Source organism: Longispora urticae (genome assembly GCF_053902585.1).
Map to the genome: position 1 here is coordinate 22,893 of NZ_JAQZSH010000016.1, position 25,267 is coordinate 48,159.

Consider the following 25,267-nt stretch of genomic DNA (forward strand, 5'->3'; position numbering starts at 1 on the left):
GGGGCCCGCGTCCACCCGGAAACGTCAGGAGGACGCGGGGGCTTTCTGAAACAGGGGTACTCGTCATGCGGCCGTCCGGAACGGGGCGCCATGGACCTGTGCCGATGGCTGTCCGGGGTGAGCACGAGCGTAGTGACGTACAGCGACATAACAAGTTGTCGTCTGATCACTGTGCGTAGTTGTTGAACGGGTCGGGAAGCGAAACGGGGAGTAACCGCCCCGTAGTCACCCACCGGGAGTGCCCAGCATTGCCAGGCTGGAAAAACTCTGGAATTTTAGAGCTACGTGGCTCGATACCCAAGACGCCACGGGCGCGGAGGTGCGGCATGCGAACCCGGACACACGTCACATTCGGTGCCGCGTTGCGCGCCGCGATCGGTGACAGCGGGTTGACCCTGCACGCGGTCCAGGGCCGGCTCGCCCGCCGCGGCGTCCACGTCGCGATCGCCACCCTCAGCAGCTGGCAGACCGGCCACAACCGTCCGGAACGGGTGGAGTCGATCCGGGCCGTCACGGTGTTGGAGGAACTGTTCGACCTCGACCCGGGCGCCCTGACCGCCCTGCTCGGACCCCGCCGCTCCCGGGGCCGGCACCCGCTCGACGAGGCGGGGCGGATCTTCGACGTGATGTCCAACGGTCTCGCGATCGAGGAGATCGTCGGCGAGATCTGTCCGGACCTGTCCGCCGACATCCAGGGCCTCTACCTGGAGGAGGAGGTGGTCCTGGCGACCGGTCGGTCACTGTCGGAGGTGCAGACCCGGATCGTGTCCGAGGCGCGGTCCGACGGCGTCGACCGGGCCTACGCCGTGAACCTCGCCGAACCCGGGACCGACCTCGACGCCATCCACGTCGTCGCGACCCTGCACTGCCGGGTCGGCCGGGTGCGCAGGAACTACGCCGAGAACATCGTCGGCACCGAGCTGATCCTCGACCAGTCGTACACCGCGGGGGACTCCTTCGTCGTCGAGTACAAGTCGGTGTTGAACCAGCCCAACGCGGACGACGAGTACTTCCGCGCGTTCACCGGAACGTCCGAACTCTATGTCCTCCGCGTCCGGTTCGACCCCGCCGAGTTGCCCGTCCGGTGCTACGAGTTCCACGCGAGCCATGTCGACGGTCCGCGCACCGAGAAGGAGATCCGGCTGTCGAGCGCGCACATCGCCCTCGTGGCGCGGCGCAATCCGGGGCTCGGGGTCGTCGGGATCCGGTGGGAGTGGGAATAGTTCCGCCCCGCCGGTAGAGAAGGCGGGGACCCGTTCGTCGTACAGGCGTGGACGCGCTCACCCGAGTGCGGCGACCCGTCCGGGAGGACAGATGAGGTACCTGATGCTGGTCTGCGTGGCACCCACCGGGGAACCGGCCGACCCCGGCCGACCGGCGGGCGCCGCGCCGGCCGAGATCGACGTGGACACCTGGGTCGAGGAGATGGACGGCAGGGGAGCGCGCCTGATCGGCGAGCGGATCCGCCCGGCCGGCGACTCCACGACCGTCCGGGTGCGCGGCGGCGAGATCCTGCTGACCGACGGCCCGTTCGCGGAGACGAAGGACCTGATCGCCGGGTTCGACGTGATCGAGTGCGCGGACCTCGACGAGGCGGTGGAGATCGCGGCGCGGCACCCGATGGCGCGCGGCGGGGCCCTCGAACTGAGGCCGTTCTGGACGGACTGAGCCCTGCGGCCGGGTCGGGCCGCGCGGGTGCCGCCCCGGGCGGTCGATCCGGCCTCGTCGACCGTCGAGGGTCCCCGGTCGGCGACGCGGTCGCCGCCGCCTACGCGGCCGAGTGGGGCCGGGTCGTCGCCACCCTGATCCGGCTCACCGGCGACTGGGACCTCGCCGAGGAGTGCGCGCAGGACGCGTTCACCCGGGCGGTCGAACGCTGGCCGGCCGACGGCGTACCCGCCAGACCCGGGGCCTGGTTGACCACCACGGCCCGCAACCGGGCGTTGGACCGGTTGCGCCGCTCCACCGTCGAGGCGGCGAAGCTGCGGGAGGCGGCGGCGACGGGCGAGCCGCCGCCCGTCGGCGACTTCCCCGACGAGCGGCTGGAGCTGATGTTCACCTGCGCGCATCCGGCGCTGACCCGGGAGGCGCAGGTCGCGCTGATCCTGCGCTGCTTCGCCGGGCTCAGCACGGCGGAGATCGCCCGGGCGTTCCTGGTCTCCGAACACACCATGGGGCAGCGGCTGTTCCGGGCGAAGAGCCGGATCCGGCACGCGGGGATCCCGTTCCGGGTCCCGCCGCCGCACCTGCTGCCCGCCCGGCTGTCCGCGGTCCTGGCGGTGCTCTACCTGCTGTTCAACGAGGGGTACGCCGCCGCGTCCGGCCCCGACCTCCTCCGCGTCGACCTCGCCGACGAGGCGGTCCGGCTCGCCCGGCTCCTCGCGACCCTGCTGCCCGACGAACCGGAGGCCGCCGGCCTGCTCGCCCTGATGCTGCTGCACGACGCGCGCCGGGCGTCCCGGGTGGACCCCGCCGGGGACCTGGTCACGCTGGAGGACCAGGACCGGGCCACCTGGAACCGGCCCCGGATCGCCGAGGCGGTGGCCGTCCTCGACGGGGCGCTGCGCCGGGGCCGCCCCGGTCCGTACCAGGTGCAGGCGGCGGTCGCGGCCGTGCACGCCGAGGCGCCCGACGCGGGATCGACGGACTGGCCGCAGATCGCCGGCCTGTACGCGCGCCTCGCGGAGCTGACCCCCGGGCCGGTCGTGGAACTCAACCGGGCGGTCGCCGTCGCGATGGCGGACGGACCCGCCGCCGGCCTGCGCCTGGTCGAGGAGCTGTCGGCCGGCGCCGCGCTCGCGGGCTACCACCTGTTGCCGGCGACCCGGGCCGACCTGCTCCGGCGACTCGACCGGTACGCCGAGGCGGCCGACGCGTACCGGGCGGCGCTCGCCCTCGCGCCCACGGACGCCGAACGCCGCTACCTGGCCCGGCGCCTGCGCGAGGTCGACGGGCCGGCCGGCCGTGCCCCGGGCGGCGCGGGTCCTGATGACGCCGCCCCGGCGGGTGTGGATCCGTAGCCTGGCCGGGGGTGGATCAGGCCCGCACCCGGGCGGAGCGGGCACGGTCGACGACCCGCCGTCCGGGGCCGCCGCGAGCCCGTCAGCCCTGGTGCGGGGAGCTCCCGGGCTGGCTCAGGACGTACCGCGCCTCCACGACCGCGCGGATCCGCTGCCGCTGCGGCTCCATGCCCGGCCCGGAACCCTTGCCGTAGCCGACGCCGCCGAAGCTGCCCGATCCGGACCCGGCGGAGGCCACGCCCTCGACCCGGGCGCCCTGCCACGCCAGGCCGCTCGTGAGCCCCTCGTCGGCCACCTCGACCAGCCGGACGACCGTCGCGTTCAGCGCCTCGGCGTAGTCCCTGGCCCTGGCCGCCGCGTCGGCGAGCGCCGCCCGGCGGGCCCGCGCGTACACCGGGCTGTCCGGGCGCAGCGTCCAGCGCACCTGGCCCAGCGAGACGCCCTCCACTCCGGCGACGTAGGCCACGAGCTCACCGAGCAGCGCGAAGTCCACGACGGACAGGACGACCCGGGCGGAGCCGGAGAACCCGGACCGCTTCCTCTCCTGCTCCGGGAGCACGCTGACGGACCCGGACTCCCGGACGTCGACCGCTCCCGGGTACCGGTCCAGCATCGTGTCGAGCCTCGCGACCGCGGCGTCCAGCCGCGCCACGGTCCCCGGCCGGTCCCGGTCCTGGGCGACGAGCGTCACCGTCACCGCGGCCAGCTCCGGCTCGGCCTCCAGCACGGCCTCGCCCCGGACGGTCAGCAACACGGTCTCGGTCATGGCGCATGGTAACTCCTCCCGGCCAGCGGCCCGCGGTCCTCCTGATGGCGGCCGGTGCGGCCGACGGACCCTCGGCGGGCCAGGAATCAACGGAGTCGTCGCCGGCCCCGGCGCGCCGGTCGGGCGGTGTGACCCGGGCGTCCGGGGCCGCGTCCGGGCGGCCCCGGACGTGGTCAGCAGGCCCGTGAGGTCCAGGTCTGGTAGCCGGAGCGGACGCCCCAGCTCTGGGTGTCGCCCTCGCAGAACTCCCGCTTGCCGCCGACCTGCGTGGTGTGGGTGGCGTCGGAGTACCAGACCGTGTCGCAGGTGTAGCCCCAGGAGCAGGCGCCCGCCTGCGCGGGTCCGGCGGAGACGGCGACCGCTCCGGCGGCCAGCGCCAGGGTGAGCAGGATGCGACGCACCATGATGTTGCCTCGTTTCTCAGTGGTGAGGTGTGATGTGCAGAGTCTCATGTATTACCACTGTGGACAACAGGGCGCCGCCGGTCGGTGGGCCGCCCCCACCCGGTGGGAGTCCCGGGGGAGGGCGGCCGTCGTGCGGGGAGTTCTACAGGCAACTGCCCGTGTTCGTGACGCCGTTCGGGCCGGCGAGCCCGTTGCCGAGGAGTCCGTTCCCGCCGAGTCCGCCGGAGCCGTTCGCGCCGGCGCCGCAGGCCCTGCCGCCGGTGCCGCCCGTCCCTCCGAACCCGAGGACGCCGTCGCCGCCCGCGCCGCCCGCCCCGCCGGGGCCGTTGGCCGGCCGGCCGTTGCCGCCCGTGCCGCCGTGGCCGCCGTTGAGCATGTTCGACGCGCCGCCGCGCCCGCCGGCCCCACCGGCGGCACCGTAGCCGCCGGCGCCGCCCCACGCGCCGTTGCCGATCCGACTGGTGCCGCCCGCGCCGCCGGCGCCGCCCGTACCGGCCGTGGGGCCGCTCACGCCGCCCGCCCCGCCGGTCCCGCCGAGGTCACCGGTGCCGCCGGGCCCGCCGGCGCCGCCCGCTCCGCCGGCGTAGCCCGCCCCGCCCTTGCCGCCCGCGCCACCCGGGCAGCCGGGGACGGCGTTCCCGCCGGCGCCGCCGGGCTGGCCCGCCGGGTTGCTGGGGGTGCCGGCCGCGCCGGCCGCCCCGTTGAGGTTGGCGCAGGCGGCGTGCGCGGGGGTGGCCAGGGCGAACGTGGCCGTGGCGACGAGGAGCGGGGTGGCGAACAGGGCGATGATCCTACTGCTGTGCATGGGGTACCGGCTCTCGCGTGAGGCCCTCCACCGGCTTGCCATCGAAGCGGCGGAGTCGCCTTTACTGGTGCAATGTGGAGGTGCCCCAGGAACACTTGCCTCAAACATACCCAAAGTGGATCTAGTCGTTGAGCGACTCCATCAGTACCCGGAAACTCTTCTGGACCTTCTTCCCGAGGTACTCGCTGCCCCAGGTCTCCTTGACCAGCAGCGTCCCGCCGCCGTGCAAGGTGAGCTCCACCTGCACCGGCGACTCCTTCACGATCCGCGTCGAGGAGACCTCCTCGAACGGCAGCCACCGGTTCCGCGCGGCCAGCTCCGCGACCGGCGCGGAGGCGAGGTGTTCCGACAGACGCGCCGTGCCCTGGTCGGACTTCCCCGAGGACGTGAAGATCAGGCCCTCGTCGGTGACGATCAGGTCGTGCTCGGCCTCGCCCAGCTTGACGTTCGCGATGCCGAACAACGGCTCGGCGGTCCGGGCGTCCGCGCGGGCCGAGGCCTGCACCCCGGCGGACGCGTCGATGCCCAGCTCCGCCAGCCGGGCCCGCAGCTCCGGCACCGAGGCCGGATCCGTGACCGCCCCGGTCACCAGGAAGCCCAGGGCGAACGGCTCGCCGTCGGTCCCGCGCAGCCGGAACGGGCCGGCCCAGTTCAACTCCCAGGACGCCACGCCCGACGCCACGGCCGTGGCCCGGACCGCCGCCGTCACGAACTCGCCGAGGTCGTCGGCGGCCACCCGCAGGCGGGCGGCCAGTTCCGGGGCCCGCCCGGCGGCCAGCAGGTCGAGCACGAGGCCCAGGCCCCCCGGACCGGTGCCGGCGACCCGCGCGGCCGCCCGGTAGAGCCGGTCCACGACGTGCTGGGAGCTGGCGACGGCCACCGCCGGGATCAGCTCCGACCAGGGCAGCACCTGACGGGTACCGAAGTCGAACGCCGTCCGCTCCGCCGCCAGCATCAGGGCGCCCGGGTCCCGGACCAGCGCCGTGGCGGGCCGGGTGTCGGCCATCCGGTACGGCGACTCGAACGCGGCGAGCAGCCGGATCCGCTCGGCGAACGGCGGGTGCGAGTCCCAGCGCGAGCGCTCCTCCGGGGCCGGCTGGGCGCGGACCTTCTCGAGCTGGTCCGGACGGGCGGCGAGGAACTCGCGGAACCCGCCCATCACGTCGGTCGGCGCGTAGCCGTGCTCGGCGGCCCAGCTGACGTAGTGCCGCAGGTACGTGTCGAACGCCGCGTCGGCCACCGGAATCTCCCGCAACGCGGCGATGGCCGTGTCCCGACCGGCGACCCGGGCGGAGAACTCGTCGGCGAGCAGCTCCTGGCGCCGGCTGATCGCCCGCGTGACCAGCAGGTACAGCCGGAAGTAGCCCCGGAGCAGCCAGTTGACCGGGTTCCACCGGCTGAACCTCGAACCGATCTGGATCAGCGTCTCCCGGCCCAGGTACGTGACCCCGCTCAGCCGGGTGTCACTGCCCGAGTAGTGCCCCAGCTCGTGGGCGAGCACCGAACGGAGCTGGTCCGCGGTAAGGGTGAGCAGCAGCGGCGCGCCCAGGTACAGGGTGCGCCGGCCGGCCTGGAGCCCCAGGAACCGCGCGTCCTCGGACACGGCCGCGTTCACGTCGCCGATCATCCGGATGTCGTCCGGCGCGCGGGTCTTCACCTCGGCGGCCAGCGCGCGCACCTGCGCCCACAGCTCCGGCGCGTCGGCCTCCGTCACCGGGTGCCCGTGCGGCTGGGACGGGCGGGGGGCCAACGCCTTCCACATGCCGATCAGAACCGTGACCCCGACGCCGGCCAGCAGGAGGCTGACCTTGCCCGCGGCGGCACCGCCGCTGGAGTGGGTCCAGACCGCGTAGCCGGCGAACGCCGCCCCGGCCGCGATGGCCAGGGAGAACACGTAGACCCCGATCAACATCAGCAGTGCGATCACAGCACGCAGCCGTGTACTCATGACGTTCCTTCCCCCGTGTGCGTAAGCCGGGGAAGACTAGCCACGGGCGGAGGGGTGGATCAATCCCCTTTTCCGGCACAGCACCCGTCGGGTCACGGCGGACCGTTGGGCCGGCACAGCGCGTGGGTCGCGCCGCCCGCGGCGTCTCTGCGGCCGGGCGCCCCGCCCGCGGGCTGGCACAGTACGGGCGTCACCTTGATCGCCGGGCCGTCACGGCACGCCGGTCCCGCAGCGCGGGCGTCACAGCACGCTGAACGGGTCCCCGAGCCTCCCGGTCGTACCCTCGTCCGGCGTGGCCTGCGGCGGGTCGGCCGGGGCGGTCGTACCCGTCGGGTCCGTGTCCGTGCCGGCCCCGTCGACCGCGAACGGGTTCCAGCTGGGTGCCGGGAGGTCCCGGTCGGTGTGGTGCTGGTTGCGGCTCATGACCGACAAGCCTAGCGACCGTGCGGGGTCCGGCCGCGCAGGCGGTGCGGACGGCTCGCGGGGCGCCCGGGAAAACCCGGCCCGCGCCGGCCGTGACCGGGCCGCCCGGGGTCGCCGCGGCCGCACACCCGGGGCGGGTTCACGGGGCGTGCCCGGGCCCGCCGGGTCGGGGCCCACCCGGGCCGTCGGCGGGCGGCGGTGGCCTCATCGCGGGCCGCCGACCCGCGATGAGGATCCGTCAGCTCGCGCTGTACAGCGCCTTGAACTCCGCGTAGTCGAGCCGGCCGTCGCCGTCCCCGTCCGCGGCGGTGAACGCGGCCGCGACCTCCTCGGTGGTGGGCTGGTCGCCCATGCTGACCATGAGCCGCGTCATCTCCTCGGCGGTGACGTACCCGTCGCCGTCCGCGTCGTGGGCGCGGAACGCCTCGGCCAGCTCGGCGTCCGACGGGCCACCGTGGGCGGCCATCAGGGCGAGGAACTCGGCGAGGTCGAGCCGCTTGTTCCCGTTGGCGTCCGCGTCGGCGATCAGTTTCCGCAGCTCGATGGCCGTCGGCCGGGCGCCCAGGCTGCGCAGGACGACACCCAGCTCGTCGGAGGTGATGTAGCCGCTGTTGTTGCGGTCGTGGAGCGTGAAGGCCTTCCTGTACTCCTCGGTCTGCGCGGGGGAGAGGGGCTGTGCGTCGGACATGTACCGTGCTCCGTTCCGTGGGGCCAATCCGACCAGCCTAAGGGCCGTCCGCCCGGCGCCCGATCCAGCACGCCGGGCCCGCGCCGCCCCGGGCCCCGAAGGCGCCACGCGATCGCGGTGCGCCCGCCGCACGACGGCGGCCCGTCCACGTCACGGTCGAGGTGCGCCTGCCCGCACGACGGCGCCCCGTCCACGCCACGGTTGAGCTCCCCATGACCGTCGGCCTCCACCACGGACAGCGGATCAGACAGACGCGAGGCTTTCCTCAGGCCCGCGCGGTCTCCACCGTGGTCACCGCGGTCCCGCCGCCCGCCCCGACGCCCCGCACCAGCCGCGCCACCTCCGCCGGATGGCTGATCTGCGGGTAGTGCCCGGCCCCGGCGACCACGGCCACCGGCCACCCGGCGTACCCGACCACCGGGTCCCGCTCGCCGACGATGATCTCGACCGGCACCGCCACCTGCCGCAACAGCTCCCGCGACGCCGCCCGCCGGTCCGGCCCGCTGGCCGCCCGCAGCGCCGCGACGGTCCGCCGCGCGACCCCCGGCCGGCGCAGGTTCGCCACGGCGCTGGCGACCGCGGGCCCGTCGGGTACGCCGAGCACGGTCGACAGCCGGGTCGTCGACATCCGGCGCAGCAGGACCGCGGCGAGTCCGGAGCGGGCCAGCCGTCCGGCGCGCGCCTGGAGGAACGCGGGCGCGACCAGCACGAGCTTCGAGATCCGCTCCGGATGCGCGAGGGCGAACCGGATCGCGGGGTCACAGGACAGGGAGTGCGCGACGAGTACGGGCCGGGTGCGCACCGGACGCATCAGCTCCACGAGCCACTCCGGCGGCCCCTCGACGGACCGCCGCACCGGGCGACCGGGCGCGGCCAGCTCCGTTCCTGTGCGCGGCGCGGAGCCCCTGGGTCCCGACCGGTCCGGCCCCGTGCCCGTGGCTTGTGGAGCCGACTGGTCCGGCCCCGTGCCCGGGGCCTGTGGTCCCGACTGGTCCGGCCCCGTGCCCGGGGCCTGTGGTCCCGACTGGTCCGGCCCCGTGCCCGTGGCTTGCGGAGCCGACCGGTCCGGCCCCGTGCCCGGGGCCTGTGGAGCCGACCGATCCCGCCCCGACCGGTCCCGCCCCGCCCCCGGTGCCGACCGCCCCAGGCCCGGCAGATCCGCCCGCAGCGTGCGGGAACCGAGCGCCCCCGCCACCTCCGCCCAACTGTCCCCGTCGACGGGCACCCCGTGCAGCAGCACGTGCCCGGGCTCCTCCCGGTCACCCGCGAGCCACATCCCGTCGTGGAACCCACCCTCCTCAGCCCCGGGCACCGCGCCGAACCGGCTGCCCACCAGATGGTCGGCCCACTCCCGCAGCGCCTCCTCCACCGGGGGCATCCGCAGCCCCACGGCCCGGGCGTGCGCGTCGGCGGCCGTCGTGTCGTACCGGTCGTCGGACAGGAACGTGAGCGTCTCGGGTTCCACGCCGGTCAGCGCGCGCGGCAGCCGGCGGACCAGGCCCACGGGCACCTGGAACCGGGGGGCCGGGACCCCGAGGTGCGCGGCGAGCATCCGGACGAGGTCGGGCAGGTTCGGGGTCGCGTCGTCGAGGACGGTGTAGGACCGGCCGGCGGTCCCGGCGCGCCCCGGCAGCGAGGCGAGGAACCGGGCGAAGTAGTCGACGGTGACCACGGGCACGAAGGTGTCCCGGCCGCCGGGCAGCGCGGGTAGCTTGCCCCGCCACAGGTCGGCGACGATGTCGGCGAGCCCGATGTACTGCCCGGGCCCGATCACCGAACTCGGGTTCGCGATGGTCAACGGGACCCCCGCGGCCCCCGCCCGGGCGGTCAGGGCGGTGTCGGCCTCCAGCTTGGACGACTCGTACCCCCCGGTGGCGCTGTTGTCCTTCAACGCGGCGCGGTAGCCGGTGATGTGCACGAGGCGGCGGAGGGCGGGGCGCGAGGCGGCCCAGTCGAGCACGTGCAGCGCGCCGGTCACGTTGACCCGCTGGGCGGCCTCGGCGGTCAGCCCCCAGGCGAACGCGGCGGCCGAGTTGTACACGTCGCGGACCTCGTCCAGCCCGGCGGGCAGCCCGAGGTCGGGCAGGGTGATGTCGCAGGTCACGACGGTGAGCCGGGTCCGGTCCGCACCCCGTTCGTCGAGCCAGTCGGTGAGTCGGGCGGCGGAGCCGGCGCGCACGGCGGCGGCCACGTGCCGGCCCTGGTCGAGGAGTTCGGCGACCAGGGAACGGCCGATGAACCCGGCGGCGCCGAGGACGATCGAGTCGGGGGACAAGGCAACTCCTTCTGTAGACCAATCTACATATTTTTTGGGTACGACAAACGCGGGCCGCCGGCCACGGGGCCCTACAGGAGTGCCGTGATCGCCCCGGCGACCCGGGTCAGCGGCTGCCGGCTCCGGTGCGCGCGGGCCAGGAGCAGCCCGCCCTCGATCAGCGCGAGGACGGTGGTGGCGAGGTCCTCGGCCGCCGGGTGGCCGTCCGCGACGAGCTGGTCGCGCAGGGCGGTCTCCCAGGACGTGTACGCCGCCGAGCAGGCCTGCTGCACGGCGTCGTTCGACGCGGCCAGTTCCAGGGCCACGGTGGCGACCGGGCAGCCCTGGTGCCACGCGGACCGCTCCAGCCGGTCGCCGAGCACGTCGAGCAGCTGGGCCAGCAGGTCGGCCGTGTCGGTGGCCTCGACCCCGCTGATCAGCGCGGCGATGTCCTGGCCGGCCCGGCTCACCGACTCGGTGACCAGCTGGTCCTTGCCGCCGGGGAAGTGGAAGTACAGCGAGCCGCGCGGGGCGCCGCTCTCGGCGAGCACCTGGTTGAGGCCCGCGCCGAAGTAGCCGCCCGACTCCAGGAGCCGGGACGCGGCGTCCAGCAGTCGCGCCCTGGTCTCCTCGCCCTTCTGTCCCATGGCCGAAGAATAGACCGGTCTTCATAATCCCGTCAACCGGGGAGTCGGGTCGGGTGGTCGGGTACCCCTCGAAAGGGGGTGAGACGGCCGTCACCTCAGGGGCCAATCGGTGATCATCCCTATAAGATCAACTCGACGTATCTACAAAGGACACTGACAATCCCCGGCGGCGTCAGCCGCCCCCACCGCGCCCCGCCGTTCCGCGATCCGGACCCGGCGGCGCGCTCCTCCGTCATGCCCGCACCCGGGCCGTACCCACAGGAGCGTCGCGTTGAGACCCACCCTGCTCGCCCTCACCCTGGCCGCCACGGCACTCGTCGTGCCGGCCACGCCCGCCCCCGCCGGCCCCGCGCCGGACCGGCCGACCCTCTCGTCCGCCGATCGGTTCGTCGCGCACGAGCCGACCCGGTTCCACCGGGGACCCGAGGAACAACTGCGCCGGATCCGGGAGTACGCCGGCGGCAACGGCCTGCGGTACACCAGCTACGAGCGCACGTACCGCGGCCTGCCCGTCCTCGGCGGCGACGCGGTGGTGGTGACCGACGCGGCCGGCCGGGTCGTGCACGCCGCCGTCGCCCCGGGCCGCCCGCTCGACCTCCCGGTCACGCCGACGGTGCCGACCGGTTCCGCCCTGGCCACGGCCCGGACGACGCTCGACGCGGTCCGCGAGACGACCGAGCCGACGTTGGCCGTCCTCGCCTCCGAGACCGGCCCCCGCCTGGTCTGGGACACCGTGGTAACCGGCCGGTCCGGGCCGGCCCCGAGCCGGCAGCGCGTCCTGGTCGACGCCCGCACCGGCGCGGTGGCCCGCAGCTACGACGAGGTGCGCGCCGGCACCGCCAGCACCTACTACAACGGCTCGAAGACCATCGGCACCACCGGCTCCGGCGGGACGTTCCGGATGGCCGACCCGGCGCGCCCCGGCCTGGAGTGCGGCAACGTCGACGGCGTCGTCTACTCCGGCCCCGACGACACCTGGGGCAACGGCTCGGGCACGGACCTGGAGACGGCCTGCGCGGACGTGCTGTACGCCGGGGCGAAGGAGTCCGACATGGTCTCCGCGTGGCTGGGCCGCACCGGGCTGGACGGCCAGGGCCACGCCTTCGGGGCCCGGGTGGGCGGCGACTACGCCAATGCCTACTGGACGGGCACCGTGGCCACGTTCGGGCGCGCCGTGGACCTCCAGCGCCAGGCGACCAGCCTCGACATCGTCGGCCACGAGTTCGGGCACGGCATCTACCAGCACAGCCCCGGCGGCCTCAACGACGAACCGGGCCTGGACGAGGGGTACGCCGACATCTTCGGCACCCTGACCGAGCTCTACGCCAACGACCCGACCCGCCCGGCCGACTACCTGGTGGGCGAGGACGTGAACCTGTACGGCAACGGCCCGCTGCGCAGCCAGTCCCAGCCGTCGGCGTACTACGGGCCGGACTGCTGGTCGACGGACCTGCCCGGCGCGGAGGCGCACTTCGCGGCCGGCCCGCTCAACCACTTCTTCTACCTGCTCGCCGAGGGCTCGACCCCGACGAACGGCCGCCCGGCCAGCCCGATCTGCGCGGGCGGCCCGTCGTCGGTGACCCCGATCGGGCTCCAGGACGCGGCCAAGGTGCTGTACAACGGGCTGCTGGCCAAGACCTCCGGCTGGCGGTACGCCGACGTGCGGGTGGCCACCCTCGCGGCCGCGAAGAACCTGTACCCGTCGAGTTGTGTGAACTTCAACCGGGTCCGCGACGCCTGGAACGCGGTCGCGGTGCCGGCCGGCCCGCACGAGCCGACCTGCGGCACGACGGACGACTTCACGCTGGCCGTGGACCCGGCGACCGCCTCGGTCAAGCAGGACGGCGGGGTGACCACCTGGGTGTCCACCGGCGTCGCCACGGGCAGCACGAACCTGGTGTCCCTGTCCGTCAGCGGCCTGCCCGCCGGCGCGACGGGCGTGCTCACCTCCAACCGGGTGCCCACCGGCTACGGCACGGAACTGTTCATCGACACCGACGCGACCACCCCGGTCGGCAGCTACCCGGTCACGGTCACCGGGATCGGCGGACAGACGCACACGACCACGTTCACGCTGGTGGTGACCCTGAACTTCGACGACTACGCGTTCACCGTGACGGACGTGCCCGGGTTCGTGGTGCCGGGCGACGCCGCCGACCTCAAGGTGAACGCGATCAAGGACTCCAGCTCGGCGAACCAGTACGTCACGCTGGGGATCTCCGGGCTGCCCGCCGGGGTGTCGGCGACGTTCGACCCGCCCGTGGTGCCGACCGGCGGCATCGTCTGGCAGCCGGGGATCCTGCACCTGACCACCACGACGGGCACGGCGCACGGGGACTACCGGATCACGGTCACCGGGGACGGCACGGTCGCCGACCACCAGACCGCGTTCACGCTGTCCGTCCGGCCCCGGCCCAACGAGTTCTCCCTCGCCGTCGCCCCGGCCGCGCTGTCGGTACCGGCGGGCACCGCGGGCACCCTGACGGTGTCCACGGCCCTGGTCTCCGGCGCGGTGCCGTCGATCGCGCTGTCCAGCGGGCCGGGCGGGCTGCCCGCCGGCACGACCTACGCCTTCAGCCCGGCGACCGTGGCGGCCGGCGGCTCGTCCGCGCTGAGCGTCACCGTGCCGGCCGGGGCAACCCCCGGCTCCGGGTACTCGATCACGGTGCTGGGCACGGCCAACGGGCGCCAGCACCAGGTGGTCGTGCCGGTGACCGTCACCCCGGGCGGCTTCTGCGCCGGCTACCAGAACACGCTGACCGGCACCCTGGCGACCGGGGCCTCGGTGTACCGGCCGGGCACCGCCGGGTTCACCGCCGCGGCCGGGACGCAGCGCGGCTGCGTGGACGGCCCGACCGGGGCCGACTTCGACCTGTACCTGCAGAAGTGGAACGGCAGCACCTGGGTGAACGTGGCCAGCGGCACCACCCCGGGCGCGGACGAGACCCTGACCTACACCGGGACGGCGGGCACCTACCGGTACCGGGTGCTGTCCTACTCGGGCGCCGGGAACTACACCCTCGGCTACAGCGTCCCCTAGCTCGGCCGGGCCCGGATTCCCCTGTGGAGTCCGGGCCCGCACGGCATCCGGCCCTCCGCGCGAAGAGCGCGACCACACCACCGTTCGACGGGTACCGCCGCGCGCGGTGCCGGACCCGTGGCATCAGGACGACGGCTCGTCGCCGGGCGGCAGCGTCCGGGCGAGCGCGTCGAGGATCATCGTGAGCCCGAACGCGAACTCGTCGCCGAAGGAGTAGCCGGGCCGCATGACGTGCTCGACGGCCAGCTCCGTGAGGTGCGGATACGCCCCGGCCGGGAACTGCTCCATGATCGGCCCGGCGACCTCGGGCACGGCGTCGGGGCCGGTCGGCAGCGCGTTCTCCTGGAGCACGAACCCGTACAGGTGGCTGTCGAGCAGGGCGAACGCGTGCGCGGTCATCGGCACCGAGAACCCCGCCCCGCGCAGGGTGCCGATCACCGCGTCGTGGTGCCGCAGCGTCGCCGGGCCCGGGGCGGACCGCGAGTCCAGCAGGCCGACCGCCCACGGGTGCCGGCGGAGCACCCGGCGGGCCGAGTCCGCCCGCCGGGTCAGTTCCGCCCGCCAGTCGCCGTCGGTCGCGGGCAGGTCGATCTCGGCGAACACGAGGTCCACGATGCCGTCGAGGATCTCGTCCTTGTTGGCGACGTGGTAGTAGACCGACATCGGCTTGACGTCGAGTTCCTGGGCCAGCGACCGGATGGTCAGCGCCCCGATGCCCCCCGCGTCGGCGACCGCGACGGCGGCGCGCAGCACCCGTTCCCGGTTGAGCGGAGCGCGGTCCCTGACTGTCTTCGACAAACGTGCCTCCCGGCGGATAGCGCTCTGGTACTAAGTACGTTACCGTGCCTTACTAAGTAAGGTGCGGTCCGGCCGCGCCGGGGGGAAGAGGGAAGCCATGTCGAGAAGGACCACCGGACGCGTTGTGGGCGCTTTGTTCCTGCTCGCGTTCGTCGTGTACATCGCCGGCAACGCGCTGGTCGAGGCCGGCACGCAGGGGGGACTCCGGGCGGGGGCGCTGCTGATGCTGGCGAACTCCGTCGTCGTCGCCGGCATCGGGGTGCTGGTGTTCCCCGTCCTGAGGCCGCACGGGGAGGTCTCCGCCCTCGCGTACCTGGTGTCCCGGGTCGGCGAGGCGGTGCTGCTGGCCGTGGGGGTCGTCCTGCTGCTGCTCCAGGTGCCGCTCGCGGGGGAGCGCGACGGCGGGGCGGCCCTGCTGGCGTCGCTGGCCCGGGAGGGCAACCGGTACGCGTACCAGGTCGCCATGATCTCGCTCGGGCTCGGCGGCCTGCTGTTCTGCCGCGTCCTGTTCCGCGCGCGCCTGGTCCCCCGACCCGTGGCGGTCTGGGCCTCGTCGGGTACGCGGTCCTCGCGCTGGGCGCCGTCCTGGAGGTCCTCGGGTACGGCGTCGGCGTGGCGCTGTCCGTCCCCGGTGGACTGTTCGAGGTCGCGCTCGGCGTGCTGCTGCTGGTCAGGGGCTTCCCGGCGGAGCGCTCCGCGCCGGCCGTACCCGTCGCCGATCCTGTCTGAAGTCCGACATGACGGCTATCGGAATCAAGGGAACCTATGTCATATCCACTGCCCTACCAGGCGCTACAGAACTCTTAACACAGCTAAATATCGATTAATCCGCTGTGGACCGTCTACAACGGGCATTGCTCTCCGAATATGGCAAGACTACGTTCGGTCATTGGTAGTACCCGATGGAAGGGGTTTCCCATGACCGGATCCGCCGTCTACCCGTTCGGCCAGGCCCAGCCCGACCAGTCCGTCCGACGCGTCCGCGTACCCGACCGCACGTGGACGCTCGACGGGGGCTGGGGCTGGGTCTACTACGCCCCCGGCCACGACCAGCTCCAGCAGCCGATCATCATGTCCGACGGCTTCCACCTCGGCGAGAGCGACCGCACCGCCCTGTACTGGGGCTTCGAGAACAACGGCGAGTTCGCGCTGATCACCGAACTCAACCAGCGCGGCTACGACGTGATCGTCCTCGGCTACCGCGACTGTTCCCGCTCCATCCTCGCCAACGCCGAGACGGCCACCCAGTGCATCTGGCAGGCCATCGCCGAGTCCGTCACCGACACCCCGCTCGTGGTGGGCGGGTTCAGTATGGGCGGCCTCGTCACCCGGTACGCGCTGGCCAGGATGGAACTCCTCCGGATGGACCACCGCGTCTCGCACTACTTCTCCTACGACACCCCGCACCTGGGCGCCTGGGTCCCGATCAGCCTGCAGAGCCTCGCCTGGTACATCAGGCCGACCAACTCCGCCCTCGCCGACCTCGTCGACAGCGACGCCGCCCGGCAGATGCTCTGGAAGCAGAAGACCAGCCTGGCCGCCGACCCGGAGGAGCACGAGGAGCGCCGCAAGTTCCTCGCCGAACTGGCCCGGCTCGGCGACTGGCCCGCGCGGCCCGTCAAGATCGGGGTGGCCAACGGCCGCGGCGACGGCCAGGGCAACGGCAACCCGGCCGGCGAGATCGGATTCCAGGTCACCCAGGGGCTGTACTACGGCACCGAGCTCTACATCCAGGGCTCCGGCGACCCGCAGCAGGTCGCCAAGCTCCGGACCATCGGGCTGTTCCCCGCCGACAAGTACACGCCGGGCTATCCCGAGCTCGACAGCGTGGCCGGCGGCACCCTCGACTCGTTCGCCATCGCCGCCGCCACGATCAGCGCGGTCGCCGGGCAGCAGGCCGTCGCGCCGTACCCGGACGTGAACTTCATCCCCACGATCAGCGCGCTCGCGGTGACCGGCACCGACATCGGCGACCCGGCCGACCTCGCGCTGAACGTCGACGCGCTCGACGACGACCGGTTCGAACTCGACCTGCGCCGCACGTCCTCGGCGAACACCGGCCACACCGCCATCACCCGCGAACTGTGCGAGTTCATCCTCGAGCAGCTGCCGAAGAGGTAGGGGCGGAGCGAACCCGGTCAGCCGCGCCCACTGTGCTCGGTCGGGCGCGGCTGACCGGACGGGTCGCGGGCCCGGCCTGGACCCCCGACCCCGCCCGGTGGTGACCCCGCGCACGGCGCTGCGAAACCTGTTGTAAGAGGCGGGGAACGCCGTTACGTTGGGTGGATGGCATTCCTGTTCCTGTGATCGCGGCCCCCGCGGACCGTCGACGTCGAGCCCCGCTCCGTCGCGTCCGCGTCGCGTCCCGTCACAGCGACCGGCCACGGCCGAGATTGTCGAGCCCACCATGCGCGTCCCGCATGCCCCTTCCGACACCCAACTCACCCTGCGCGACGTCACCCGCCGCTACGGCGACCGCGTCGTCCTCGACCGGGTGGACCTCACCGTCCGTCCCGGCGAGAAGATCGGCGTCCTCGGCGACAACGGCAGCGGTAAGTCCACACTGCTGCGCCTGATGGCCGGTCGGCTCGCCCCGGACGACGGCACCGTCACCGTGTCCGCCCCCGGCGGGATCGGCTACCTGGGCCAGACCCTCGGCCTGCCGGCCAGCGCCACCGTCGCCGCCGCGATCGACGTGGCGCTGGCGGACATCCGCGACCTCGAACGGCGGCTGCACGCGGCCGAACGGGACCTGGGCGACGGCGCGGCCGCCCACCTCGCGGAGTACGCCGCGCTGGTCGAGGCGTTCGAGGCCCGGGGCGGGTACGACGCCGACGCCCGGGTGGAGCGCGCGCTGCACGGTCTCGGCCGGCCCGGACTGGACCGGGACCGTCCCCTCGGCACGCTCTCCGGCGGCGACCAGGCCCGGTTGGCGCTGGCCGGGACGCTGGCGTCCGCCCCGGAACTGCTCCTCCTCGACGAGCCGACCAACGACCTCGACGACGCGGCGCTGCACTGGTTGGAGGAACGCCTGCGGGCCCACAGGGGCAGCCTCGTCGCCGTCACCCACGACCGGACCTTCCTGGAACGGATCACCTCCACGGTGCTGGAGGTCGACGGTGACGCCCACGCCGTGCACCGGCACGGCGACGGCTACCGGGGCTTCCTCGCCGCGAGGGCCACCCGCCGGGCCGAGCAGCAGTACCGGCACACCGAGTGGCGGGCCCAGGTCGCCCGGCACACCGCGCTCCTGGAGGCCAACAGCGACCGGCTGACCGCGATCCCCCGCAAGGGACCCCGCGGGTTCAGCGGCGCGGGGGCGTTCCGGGCCCGTTCGCGGACCCATGGCGCGGCGGGGCGGATCCGCGCCGCCAAACAGCAGATCGGCGCGCTCCTCGGCGACCCGGTGCCCGCCCCGCCCGAGCCGTTGCGGTTCGCGGCCCGGGTGCCCGGCGGAGCCGCGCCCGTCGAGGGGCCCGTCGTCGAACTCACCGGGGTCGCCGTTCCGGGTCGGCTGCGGGCCACGTCCCTGCGGATCGCCGCCGGCGGACGGCTGCTGGTCACCGGCCCCAACGGGGCGGGCAAGAGCACCCTCCTGCGGGTACTGGCCGGAGAACTCGCCCCGGCGTCCGGCTCGGTACGCCGCCCCGCCCGGGTGGGCCACCTGCGCCAGCACGACGACCCGGCGACCGGCGACCCGGACCGGACCCTGCTGGAGGTCTACGCGGCCGGTCTCCCCGGTCCGCCGGCCGAACACGCGGCCGAACTCCTGGCCCTGGGCCTGTTCCGCCCGGCGGACCTCGACCAGCCGGTGCGGGCACTGTCCGTCGGCCAGCGGCGCCGGGCCGACCTCGCCCGGCTCGTGCGACACCCGGTGGACCTGCTGCTCCTGGACGAACCCACCAACCACCTGGCGCCGGACCTGGTCGAGGACCTCGAACGGGCCCTCGCCGACTACCCCGGCGCGGTCGTGACCGTCACACATGACCGGCGGATCCGGAGCATGTTCACCGGCGCCACGCTGCACCTGTCGCCGCCCGACGCCGGGTGACGGCGGGCGGACCGTGTGCCCCGCGCACGGCCGGAGCGGCCCGGCCCCGGCCGCCCACGTGGGGGCACGTGGGCGGCCGGGTCACGGTGCGAGCAGTCCGTGCTCCCGCGCGTAGACGGCGGCCTGGGTGCGGTCCCTGACGCCGAGCCGCTCCAGGACCCGGGACAGGTAGTTCTTCACCGTGCCCTCGCTCAGGTGCAGCTGCCGGGCGATCTCGCGGTTCGTCAGCCCCCGCGCGACGAGCCGCAGCACCTCCACCTCGCGGGCGGTCAGCGCCACGTCCGACGGCTCCGGCGGGGCGCCGACCGCCGCGGCCAGGCGCGCGGCGGCCGCCGGGTCGAACTGCACGACCCCGGCGTGGGCGAGCCGGACCGCCGCCCCGAGCTGGGCCGACGGCAGGTCCTTGAGCAGGTACCCGGCGGCGCCGGCCCGCAACGCCCGCACCACGTACCGCTGGTCGTCGAACGTGGTGAGCATGATGACCCGGCAGTCCGGCAGCTCGGCCCGGAGCAGCGCGGCGGCGTCCAGCCCGTCCATGTCGGGCATCCGCACGTCCATCAGGACGATGTCGGGCCGGGTCGCCAGCGCCCTGGCCACGGCCTCCCGACCGTCACCGGCCGTCGCCACCACCTCGATGCCCTCCTGGAGGCCGAGCAGGGACGCGATGCCCTCCCGCACCAGGACCTGGTCGTCGGCCACGAGGACCCGCACCGTCACCGCGCGCCCCCGGCGGGCCGGAGAGGGGCGGGCACGGTGACCACCAGCCGGGTGCCCGGCCCGCTGTGCACGTCCAGCCGGCCGCCGACCTGTTCCACCCGGTCCCGCAGACCGCGCAGCCCGAAGCCCTCCGCGCCGGGGGCGAACCCGCGGCCGTCGTCGCCGATCGTCAGCGCGGCCCGGTCGGCGCCGAAGTCCACGAGTACCTCGATGGCGGTGGCCCGCGCGTGCCGGCGGGCGTTGGTGATGCCCTCCTGGGCGGCGCGGAACAGGACCCGCAGCGTCTCCTCGCCGTACCGGTCCTCGTCCCCGGTCACCCGCACCGGGATGCTGTCGCCGACCAGCTCGGCCAGCGCGCGGGTCAGGCGGAACGGCCCGGGTTCGGCGTGCAGGGTCCGCACCGACCGCCGGACGTCCTCCAGGGCCCGGCGGGCCGACCGTTCCGCGTCGCCGAGCGCCCCGCGGGCCAGGTCGGGGTCGCGGTCGCGGAAGGCGGTGGCCTTCTCCAGCAGGACCAGCACGGCGGTGAGGTGGTGCCCGACGTCGTCGTGGATGTCGCGGGCGATCCGGGTCCGCTCGGCGGCGGCGGACAGGTCGGCGATCCGGCGGTGCGACTCCTCGAGCCTGCGGCGGCCGGAGCGCTCCTCGACCGCGACGGAGGCCATCGTCACGGCGAGCACCAGGCCGAGGGTGAACATCAGCAGGTCGGAGACCTTCTCCACGTCGGTGGTCCAGCCGGGGGAGGCGACCTGGTAGCCGACGAGGACCAGGCCGAGGCAGCCGGCGCCGAGGGCCAGGGCCACCGTCCGGCCGAAGGCGAAGTACGCGGTGAAGGGGATGAGCACGAACAGCACCCGGGACAGGCCCGAGCCGTCCACCGCCGCGACGACCAGGAACAGGCCGGTCCGGGCAGCCAGCAGGAGGGCGGCCTGGACATTCCCGCGCGGCTCGACGTGCTCCAGGCTCATCAGCGCCGCCAGCCCGCCGGTGAACAGGACGAGGTGGGTGTCGCCCAGGCCGCGGACGCCGGCGTACACCCCGGCGACCAGGACGGCCACGTACAGCACGGGCGACACCCACGGGACGGGCCGCGAGGAGGTCACGGCCCCGAGCCTACGTCCGCGCCAGGGCCGGGGAGGTCCCGGTCCACGTGGACACCGACAGCCACACCATCGACGCGCAGGCCAGGACGTGCACCGCGCTGCTGAACAGGGTGTCCGGCAGCGACGCGAGGACGGCCAGCAGGGTGAGCGTGACGAGGTAGCCCCAGGACGGTAGCCGCGCGAAGACCCTCGCCCGGATCAGGGAGATCCCGAACAGGACCGTGCCCACCACGAAGACGAGCACGCTGCCGAGGACGGCGAACCGGGTCGGCCCCGCGAGCAGCTCGGTGACCACGGCCCTGTCGAGGAAGAACACGACCAGGTTCAGGGCGAACGCGACCCCGGCGAACAGGCCGAGCCCGATCAGGTTGACCGCGTAGGCCACCGCCCCGAACCGGCCCGCCGCGTGGCTCTGCCGCAGGTAGATCGCGGTCAGCGCGGGGGCGCCGCCCGCCGCCCCCAGGCCGACCACGAAGCTCGTGACCGTGGTCTCGCCGGTGAAGGACTCGATGAGGCCGGGCACGCCGAGCGAGAGGCCGAGCAGGACACCGCACACTGCGCCGAAGCGCGACAACCAGGTGAGAGACATGCCGCCACGCTAGGTTCGCGGCCGGTCCCCTCGGCAGTGCCGAACGGCCAAGGTCCGGCACGTGCCGGGTCATGTTCGAAGAACGTCCTCGACGGGTACGGGCCACGCATGGAACACGAGGTCATGAGCCGCTGCCCCGTCTGCGAGGCCCGGGTGTACGTCAACGCCGGCAGCCCGACGCCCCCGCACCCGGCCGACGGCTCGGGCGGGCCCTGCCCGGGCGCCGGTCAGCCCTCGCGCTAGCCCGGCCCCCGGGATCCGCTCCGGGTCACCGGTCCGGCTCACTAGACTGGCGCCCGAGGTGCGGAGACGGGGGTGTGCTGTGCCGGGGACACCTGCCGACGCGGGGCACGACGCCATGGTCCGGGTGCGCGGCGCCCGCGAACACAACCTGCGCGACGTCGACGTGGCCGTACCCCGCGACAAGGTCGTGGTCTTCACGGGGGTGTCCGGTTCCGGCAAGTCCTCGCTCGCCTTCGGCACCATCTACGCCGAGGCCCAGCGCCGCTACCTGGAGTCCGTCGCCCCCTACGCGCGCCGCCTGATCGAACAGGTCGGCGCGCCCCGGGTCGGCGACATCACCGGCCTGCCGCCCGCCGTCGCGCTGCGCCAGCCCCGGGGCGGCGGCACGGCCCGGTCCTCGGTGGGCACGGTCACGCACCTGTCCAACGTGCTGCGGATGCTGTTCTCCCGCGCCGGGGCGTACCCGTCGGGTGCCGGTCCTCTGGATTCCGACGCGTTCTCGCCGAACACCGCCGTCGGGGCGTGCCCGCACTGCCACGGCCTCGGCCAGGTGCACACGGTGAGCGCGGCGAAGATGGTCCCCGACCAGAGCCTGAGCATCCGGGACGGGGCGGTCGCGGCCTGGCCGGGCGCCTGGCAGGGCAAGAACTACCGCGACATCCTCGCCGAACTCGGCGTCGACATCGACCTGCCCTGGTCGGAGCTGCCCGCCGAGCGCCGCGACTGGATCCTGACGACCGACGAGCAGCCGGTGGTCACCGTGCACCCGGTGCGCGAGGCCCACCGGATCACCCGCCCCTACCAGGGCACCTACTCCAGCGCCCGCCGCTACGTGCTGCACACCTACGCCACCACGAAGAGCCCCGCGCTGCGGGCCCGCGCCGCCCGGTTCCTGGAGTCGGCCCCGTGCCCGGTGTGCGGGGGTCGCCGGCTGCGCCCGGAGGCCCTCGCCGTGCGGTTCGCCGGGCACGACGTGACCGAGCTGGCCGCGCTGCCGCTGTCCGGGCTGGCCACGGCCCTCGGCGCCGCCGTCGCCCCGGACCGGCTCGCCGCCGACGGGGTCACCGGTGCCCGCGCCGAGGCCGCCGCGACCCTGGTCGCCAACCTGCTCGACCGGATCGGCACGATGACGGAGCTGGGGCTCGGCTACCTCAGTACCGACCGGTCCACGGCCACCCTGTCCGCCGGGGAGCTCCAGCGGCTGCGGCTGGCCACCCAGCTGCGCACCGGGCTGTTCGGGGTGCTCTACGTCCTCGACGAGCCGTCCGCCGGGCTGCACCCGGCCGACACGGAGGCGCTGCTGGCCGCGCTGCGCCGGTTGCGCGCCGCCGGCAACTCCCTGTTCGTGGTGGAACACAACCTCGACGTGGTACGCGACGCGGACTGGATCGTCGACGTCGGCCCCGGGGCGGGCGAGCACGGCGGCAGGGTGCTCTACAGCGGGGAGGTCGCGGGGCTGGCCGACGTGGCGGCCTCGGCCACCAGGCCGTACCTGTTCGAGGGGGCCGGATCCGCCCGCCCCGCCCCGCGCGAACCCTCGGGCTGGCTGGAGCTGCGCGGCGTGACCCGGCACAACCTGCGCGACGTGACCGCGCGCTTCCCGCTGGGCGCGTTCACCGTCGTGACCGGCGTCTCCGGCTCGGGCAAGTCCACCCTGGTCAGCCAGGTACTCCCGGCGGTCGTCGCCGCGCACCTCGGGGTCGAACCGGACCGGCCCGACGAGGACGAGGACCTGCCGGCCGCCGAGGACCGGCCCGCCGACGGGGTGACCGCGACCGGCCTCGACGGGGTGCACCGGCTGGTCCGGGTCGACCAGCGCCCGATCGGCCGCACCCCGAGGTCGAACCTGGCGACGTACACCGGACTGTTCGACGCGGTCCGCAAGCTGTTCGCCGCCACCCCCGAGGCCCGGTCCCGCGGGTACGACGCCGGCCGGTTCTCCTTCAACGTGCCCGGCGGCCGGTGCGAGAACTGCCAGGGCGAGGGCGCGATCTCCATCGAGATGTTGTTCCTGCCGGGGGCCAGCGCGCCGTGCCCGGTGTGCCACGGCAGCCGCTACGACCCCGCGACCCTGGAGGTGACCGTCGACGGCCGGTCGGTCGCCGACGTGCTCGCCATGACCGTCGACGAGGCGCGCGCCTTCCTCCGCGAGGTGCCCGCCGCCGCCCGCAGCCTCGCGGTCCTCGCCGAGGTCGGGCTCGGCTACCTGCGGCTCGGCCAGCCGGCGACCACCCTGTCGGGCGGCGAGGCCCAGCGGGTCAAACTCGCGAGCGAACTCCAACGGGTCCGCCGCGGCCGCACCCTGTACGTGCTCGACGAGCCGACCACCGGACTGCACCCCGCCGACGTCGAGCTCCTGGTCTCCCAGCTGCGCGGCCTCGTCGACGCCGGGAACACCGTGGTCCTCGTCGAGCACGACCTGGACGTCGCGGCGGGCGCGGACTGGGTGATCGACCTGGGACCGGGCGGCGGGTCCGCCGGTGGCCGGATCGTGGCCGCCGGGCGACCGGGGGAGGTGGCGGCGGCCCCGGGGAGCGTGACGGGTCCGTACCTGGCGGCCCGGACGGCGCGCCGCCCGGGCACTCCGGTATCCGAATCGTGATCGTCGATCGTTGTCGACCGGCCGCGCGAGACCTACCTTTGTGGCATGTGGATGATATGGGCGGGGTTGGTAGTGGTGGCACTGACTGTGTTCGCGGTCCTCTTCGACCGTCGCCGGGCCGGTAGGCTCGGGTCGCGCGGCCCGTCGGACATGTATCCGGACCGGGGCGAGAACGCCAACTACGCCGGGATCGCCGAGCAGTCGCGCACCGGCCCCTCGGCCATGGGCGGCGCCAACACCGGGATCTGACACCCACGACGCGGCCGGAGCGCCCCGGCCGATCCCGCACCAGGGGCCGGGCCGGGGTTCACGGGCTCCAGACCAGGGCCGACCGGGCGAACCTCGGCTCCGGCCAGGTGGCTGTCGGCGCCAGGGCGACCGCCATCAGCAGCCCGGCCACCGGCAGCAGGTCCAGGTCGACCACCGTCGTGAGGATCCCTGCGAGCATCACCACCGGGCTCCACCACGGCATCCGGCGCGCCCCCGCGAGCAACGTCAGCAGCACCACCAGGCCCACGGGGAACAACAGGGGCCCGACCGTGTGGAACGCGGGGGTCACCCCGGGGATCGCGGTGAACTCCGCCGACAGGGTCCTCAGTTCGGCCGGGTCCGCGGCCAGCACGCCCTGGACGATGTCCGCCCCGAACCGGACCATCGCGGCGAGCAGCCCGACCACGGTGGCCGTGACGGTGACCGCCCGGACCGGCCCCCGCCGCAGACACTGGCCGAGCCCGAGGACCACGGGGACGAACAGGACCATGCCGGCGAGTCCGAGCAGGTGGGCGGCCTGCCAGTCGAGCCCCGGCCCGTACCGGCCGTCCTGGGTCCCGAGGAACCGGACCAGCCCGTAGCCCGCGACGCACAGCGGGGCGGCGAGGACGAGTGCTCTCTGGGAGGCCATGTCCTGATCCTGGCCCGGTCCGGGCGCGGGGGCCTCCGGGGAGTCCCCGGTCGCGGACCCTGGTTCTACCCTGACCCGCCCCCGAGCCCCGTCGGGTCGGCCGTCACCGGCACAGCCACAGCCCCACGCAGACGACCGCCACCGCCACCACGAGTCCCGCGATCATCAGTTCCTTGGAGAGTTCGCCCAGCTTGTTGTGCTTGGTGTCCTTCTGGATCCGGCGGTCGATCTCGTCAGGGTTCACGGGGCGCCTTTCGTCGCGGGACGC

At 74.3% G+C, this 25,267-nt stretch carries 23 protein-coding genes and 1 pseudogene; 10 read left to right on the forward strand and 14 right to left on the reverse strand.

Annotated elements, in window-relative coordinates; genetic code table 11:
* Positions 1-326: 326 nt before the first annotated feature.
* The 3 genes from PT931_RS08040 to PT931_RS08050 all read left to right on the forward strand — a co-directional run bounded on the left by PT931_RS08040 (position 327) and on the right by PT931_RS08050 (position 3,020).
* Positions 327-1,223: a hypothetical protein gene (locus PT931_RS08040; protein ID WP_456245047.1), complete on the forward strand. Its 897-nt coding sequence runs from the start codon at positions 327-329 to the stop codon at positions 1,221-1,223.
* A gap of 91 nt (positions 1,224-1,314) precedes the next feature.
* The gene (locus PT931_RS08045) at positions 1,315-1,668 is read left to right on the forward strand and encodes a YciI family protein (protein ID WP_456245048.1); all 354 of its coding nucleotides are present in this window, start codon (positions 1,315-1,317) and stop codon (positions 1,666-1,668) included.
* Positions 1,575-3,020, forward strand: coding sequence for an RNA polymerase sigma factor (locus PT931_RS08050; protein ID WP_456245049.1), 1,446 nt, complete (start codon positions 1,575-1,577; stop codon positions 3,018-3,020). Before PT931_RS08045 ends, PT931_RS08050 begins: the two co-directional genes overlap by 94 nt.
* 82 nt (positions 3,021-3,102) lie before the next feature.
* Here the strand turns inward: PT931_RS08050 and PT931_RS08055 are convergent, their stop codons facing one another.
* From PT931_RS08055 to PT931_RS08090, 8 genes are all read right to left on the reverse strand, one after another.
* Positions 3,103-3,786, reverse strand: coding sequence for an SIMPL domain-containing protein (locus tag PT931_RS08055; RefSeq protein WP_456245050.1), 684 nt, complete (start codon positions 3,784-3,786; stop codon positions 3,103-3,105).
* A gap of 173 nt (positions 3,787-3,959) precedes the next feature.
* Entirely contained in the window at positions 3,960-4,190 is a 231-nt protein-coding gene (locus PT931_RS08060) for a DUF6289 family protein (RefSeq protein ID WP_456245051.1), read from the reverse strand.
* A gap of 142 nt (positions 4,191-4,332) precedes the next feature.
* A complete protein-coding gene (locus PT931_RS08065; protein ID WP_456245052.1) occupies positions 4,333-4,995 on the reverse strand; it encodes a hypothetical protein in 663 nt (220 codons plus the stop codon).
* A 121-nt stretch (positions 4,996-5,116) separates the two neighbouring features.
* Complete coding sequence (locus tag PT931_RS08070; protein WP_456245053.1) at positions 5,117-6,943, reverse strand: M48 family metallopeptidase; 1,827 nt, start codon at positions 6,941-6,943, stop codon at positions 5,117-5,119.
* Between the two features lie 240 nt (positions 6,944-7,183).
* On the reverse strand, positions 7,184-7,366 hold the full coding sequence (locus tag PT931_RS08075) for a hypothetical protein (RefSeq protein WP_456245054.1): 183 nt from the start codon (positions 7,364-7,366) through the stop codon (positions 7,184-7,186).
* 238 nt (positions 7,367-7,604) lie between these two features.
* Positions 7,605-8,054 carry an EF-hand domain-containing protein gene (locus PT931_RS08080; protein WP_456245055.1) on the reverse strand — a complete coding sequence of 150 codons (450 nt, stop codon included), beginning with the start codon at positions 8,052-8,054 and terminating at the stop codon, positions 7,605-7,607.
* A 265-nt stretch (positions 8,055-8,319) separates the two neighbouring features.
* Positions 8,320-10,329, reverse strand: coding sequence for an SDR family oxidoreductase (locus PT931_RS08085; RefSeq protein ID WP_456245056.1), 2,010 nt, complete (start codon positions 10,327-10,329; stop codon positions 8,320-8,322).
* Between the two features lie 71 nt (positions 10,330-10,400).
* Complete coding sequence (locus tag PT931_RS08090; RefSeq protein ID WP_456245057.1) at positions 10,401-10,955, reverse strand: TetR/AcrR family transcriptional regulator; 555 nt, start codon at positions 10,953-10,955, stop codon at positions 10,401-10,403.
* 271 nt (positions 10,956-11,226) lie between these two features.
* On the opposite strand from PT931_RS08090, the gene PT931_RS08095 reads away from it, so the two are divergent.
* The gene (locus PT931_RS08095) at positions 11,227-13,995 is read left to right on the forward strand and encodes a M4 family metallopeptidase (RefSeq protein WP_456245058.1); all 2,769 of its coding nucleotides are present in this window, start codon (positions 11,227-11,229) and stop codon (positions 13,993-13,995) included.
* 123 nt (positions 13,996-14,118) lie between these two features.
* On the opposite strand, the gene PT931_RS08100 is transcribed toward PT931_RS08095, so the two are convergent.
* A complete protein-coding gene (locus PT931_RS08100) occupies positions 14,119-14,793 on the reverse strand; it encodes a TetR/AcrR family transcriptional regulator C-terminal domain-containing protein (protein WP_456245059.1) in 675 nt (224 codons plus the stop codon).
* Between the two features lie 97 nt (positions 14,794-14,890).
* Here PT931_RS08100 and PT931_RS08105 point away from each other — a divergent pair.
* From PT931_RS08105 to PT931_RS08115, 3 genes and pseudogenes are all read left to right on the forward strand, one after another.
* A pseudogene (locus tag PT931_RS08105) lies at positions 14,891-15,331 on the forward strand (DUF4386 domain-containing protein); the annotation flags it as partial.
* Positions 15,332-15,711: 380 nt separating this feature from the next.
* The gene (locus PT931_RS08110; protein WP_456245060.1) at positions 15,712-16,914 is read left to right on the forward strand and encodes an esterase/lipase family protein; all 1,203 of its coding nucleotides are present in this window, start codon (positions 15,712-15,714) and stop codon (positions 16,912-16,914) included.
* A gap of 286 nt (positions 16,915-17,200) precedes the next feature.
* Positions 17,201-18,844 carry an ABC-F family ATP-binding cassette domain-containing protein gene (locus PT931_RS08115; protein ID WP_456245061.1) on the forward strand — a complete coding sequence of 548 codons (1,644 nt, stop codon included), beginning with the start codon at positions 17,201-17,203 and terminating at the stop codon, positions 18,842-18,844.
* An 81-nt stretch (positions 18,845-18,925) separates the two neighbouring features.
* Here the strand turns inward: PT931_RS08115 and PT931_RS08120 are convergent, their stop codons facing one another.
* From PT931_RS08120 to PT931_RS08130, 3 genes are read right to left on the reverse strand one after another with little or no spacing between them, the layout of a single operon-like run.
* Positions 18,926-19,561 (reverse strand): response regulator, encoded by a 636-nt coding sequence (locus PT931_RS08120; protein ID WP_456245062.1) that lies wholly within the window; start codon positions 19,559-19,561, stop codon positions 18,926-18,928.
* Positions 19,558-20,664, reverse strand: a complete 1,107-nt coding sequence (locus tag PT931_RS08125) for a sensor histidine kinase (protein WP_456245063.1) — start codon at positions 20,662-20,664, stop codon at positions 19,558-19,560. Before PT931_RS08125 ends, PT931_RS08120 begins: the two co-directional genes overlap by 4 nt.
* Positions 20,665-20,674: 10 nt before the next feature.
* A complete protein-coding gene (locus tag PT931_RS08130; protein ID WP_456245064.1) occupies positions 20,675-21,253 on the reverse strand; it encodes a hypothetical protein in 579 nt (192 codons plus the stop codon).
* A gap of 108 nt (positions 21,254-21,361) precedes the next feature.
* Here PT931_RS08130 and PT931_RS08135 point away from each other — a divergent pair, with 108 nt between their 5' ends.
* The 3 genes from PT931_RS08135 to PT931_RS08145 all read left to right on the forward strand — a co-directional run bounded on the left by PT931_RS08135 (position 21,362) and on the right by PT931_RS08145 (position 24,347).
* Entirely contained in the window at positions 21,362-21,496 is a 135-nt protein-coding gene (locus tag PT931_RS08135) for a hypothetical protein (RefSeq protein ID WP_456245065.1), read from the forward strand.
* Positions 21,497-21,575: 79 nt separating this feature from the next.
* Positions 21,576-24,098: an excinuclease ABC subunit UvrA gene (uvrA, locus tag PT931_RS08140; RefSeq protein WP_456245066.1), complete on the forward strand. Its 2,523-nt coding sequence runs from the start codon at positions 21,576-21,578 to the stop codon at positions 24,096-24,098.
* A gap of 75 nt (positions 24,099-24,173) precedes the next feature.
* On the forward strand, positions 24,174-24,347 hold the full coding sequence (locus tag PT931_RS08145; protein WP_456245067.1) for a hypothetical protein: 174 nt from the start codon (positions 24,174-24,176) through the stop codon (positions 24,345-24,347).
* 58 nt (positions 24,348-24,405) lie between these two features.
* On the opposite strand, the gene PT931_RS08150 is transcribed toward PT931_RS08145, so the two are convergent.
* Positions 24,406-24,999, reverse strand: a complete 594-nt coding sequence (locus tag PT931_RS08150; protein WP_456245068.1) for a hypothetical protein — start codon at positions 24,997-24,999, stop codon at positions 24,406-24,408.
* Positions 25,000-25,102: 103 nt separating this feature from the next.
* The gene (locus PT931_RS08155; RefSeq protein ID WP_456245069.1) at positions 25,103-25,243 is read right to left on the reverse strand and encodes a hypothetical protein; all 141 of its coding nucleotides are present in this window, start codon (positions 25,241-25,243) and stop codon (positions 25,103-25,105) included.
* Positions 25,244-25,267: the final 24 nt, after the last annotated feature.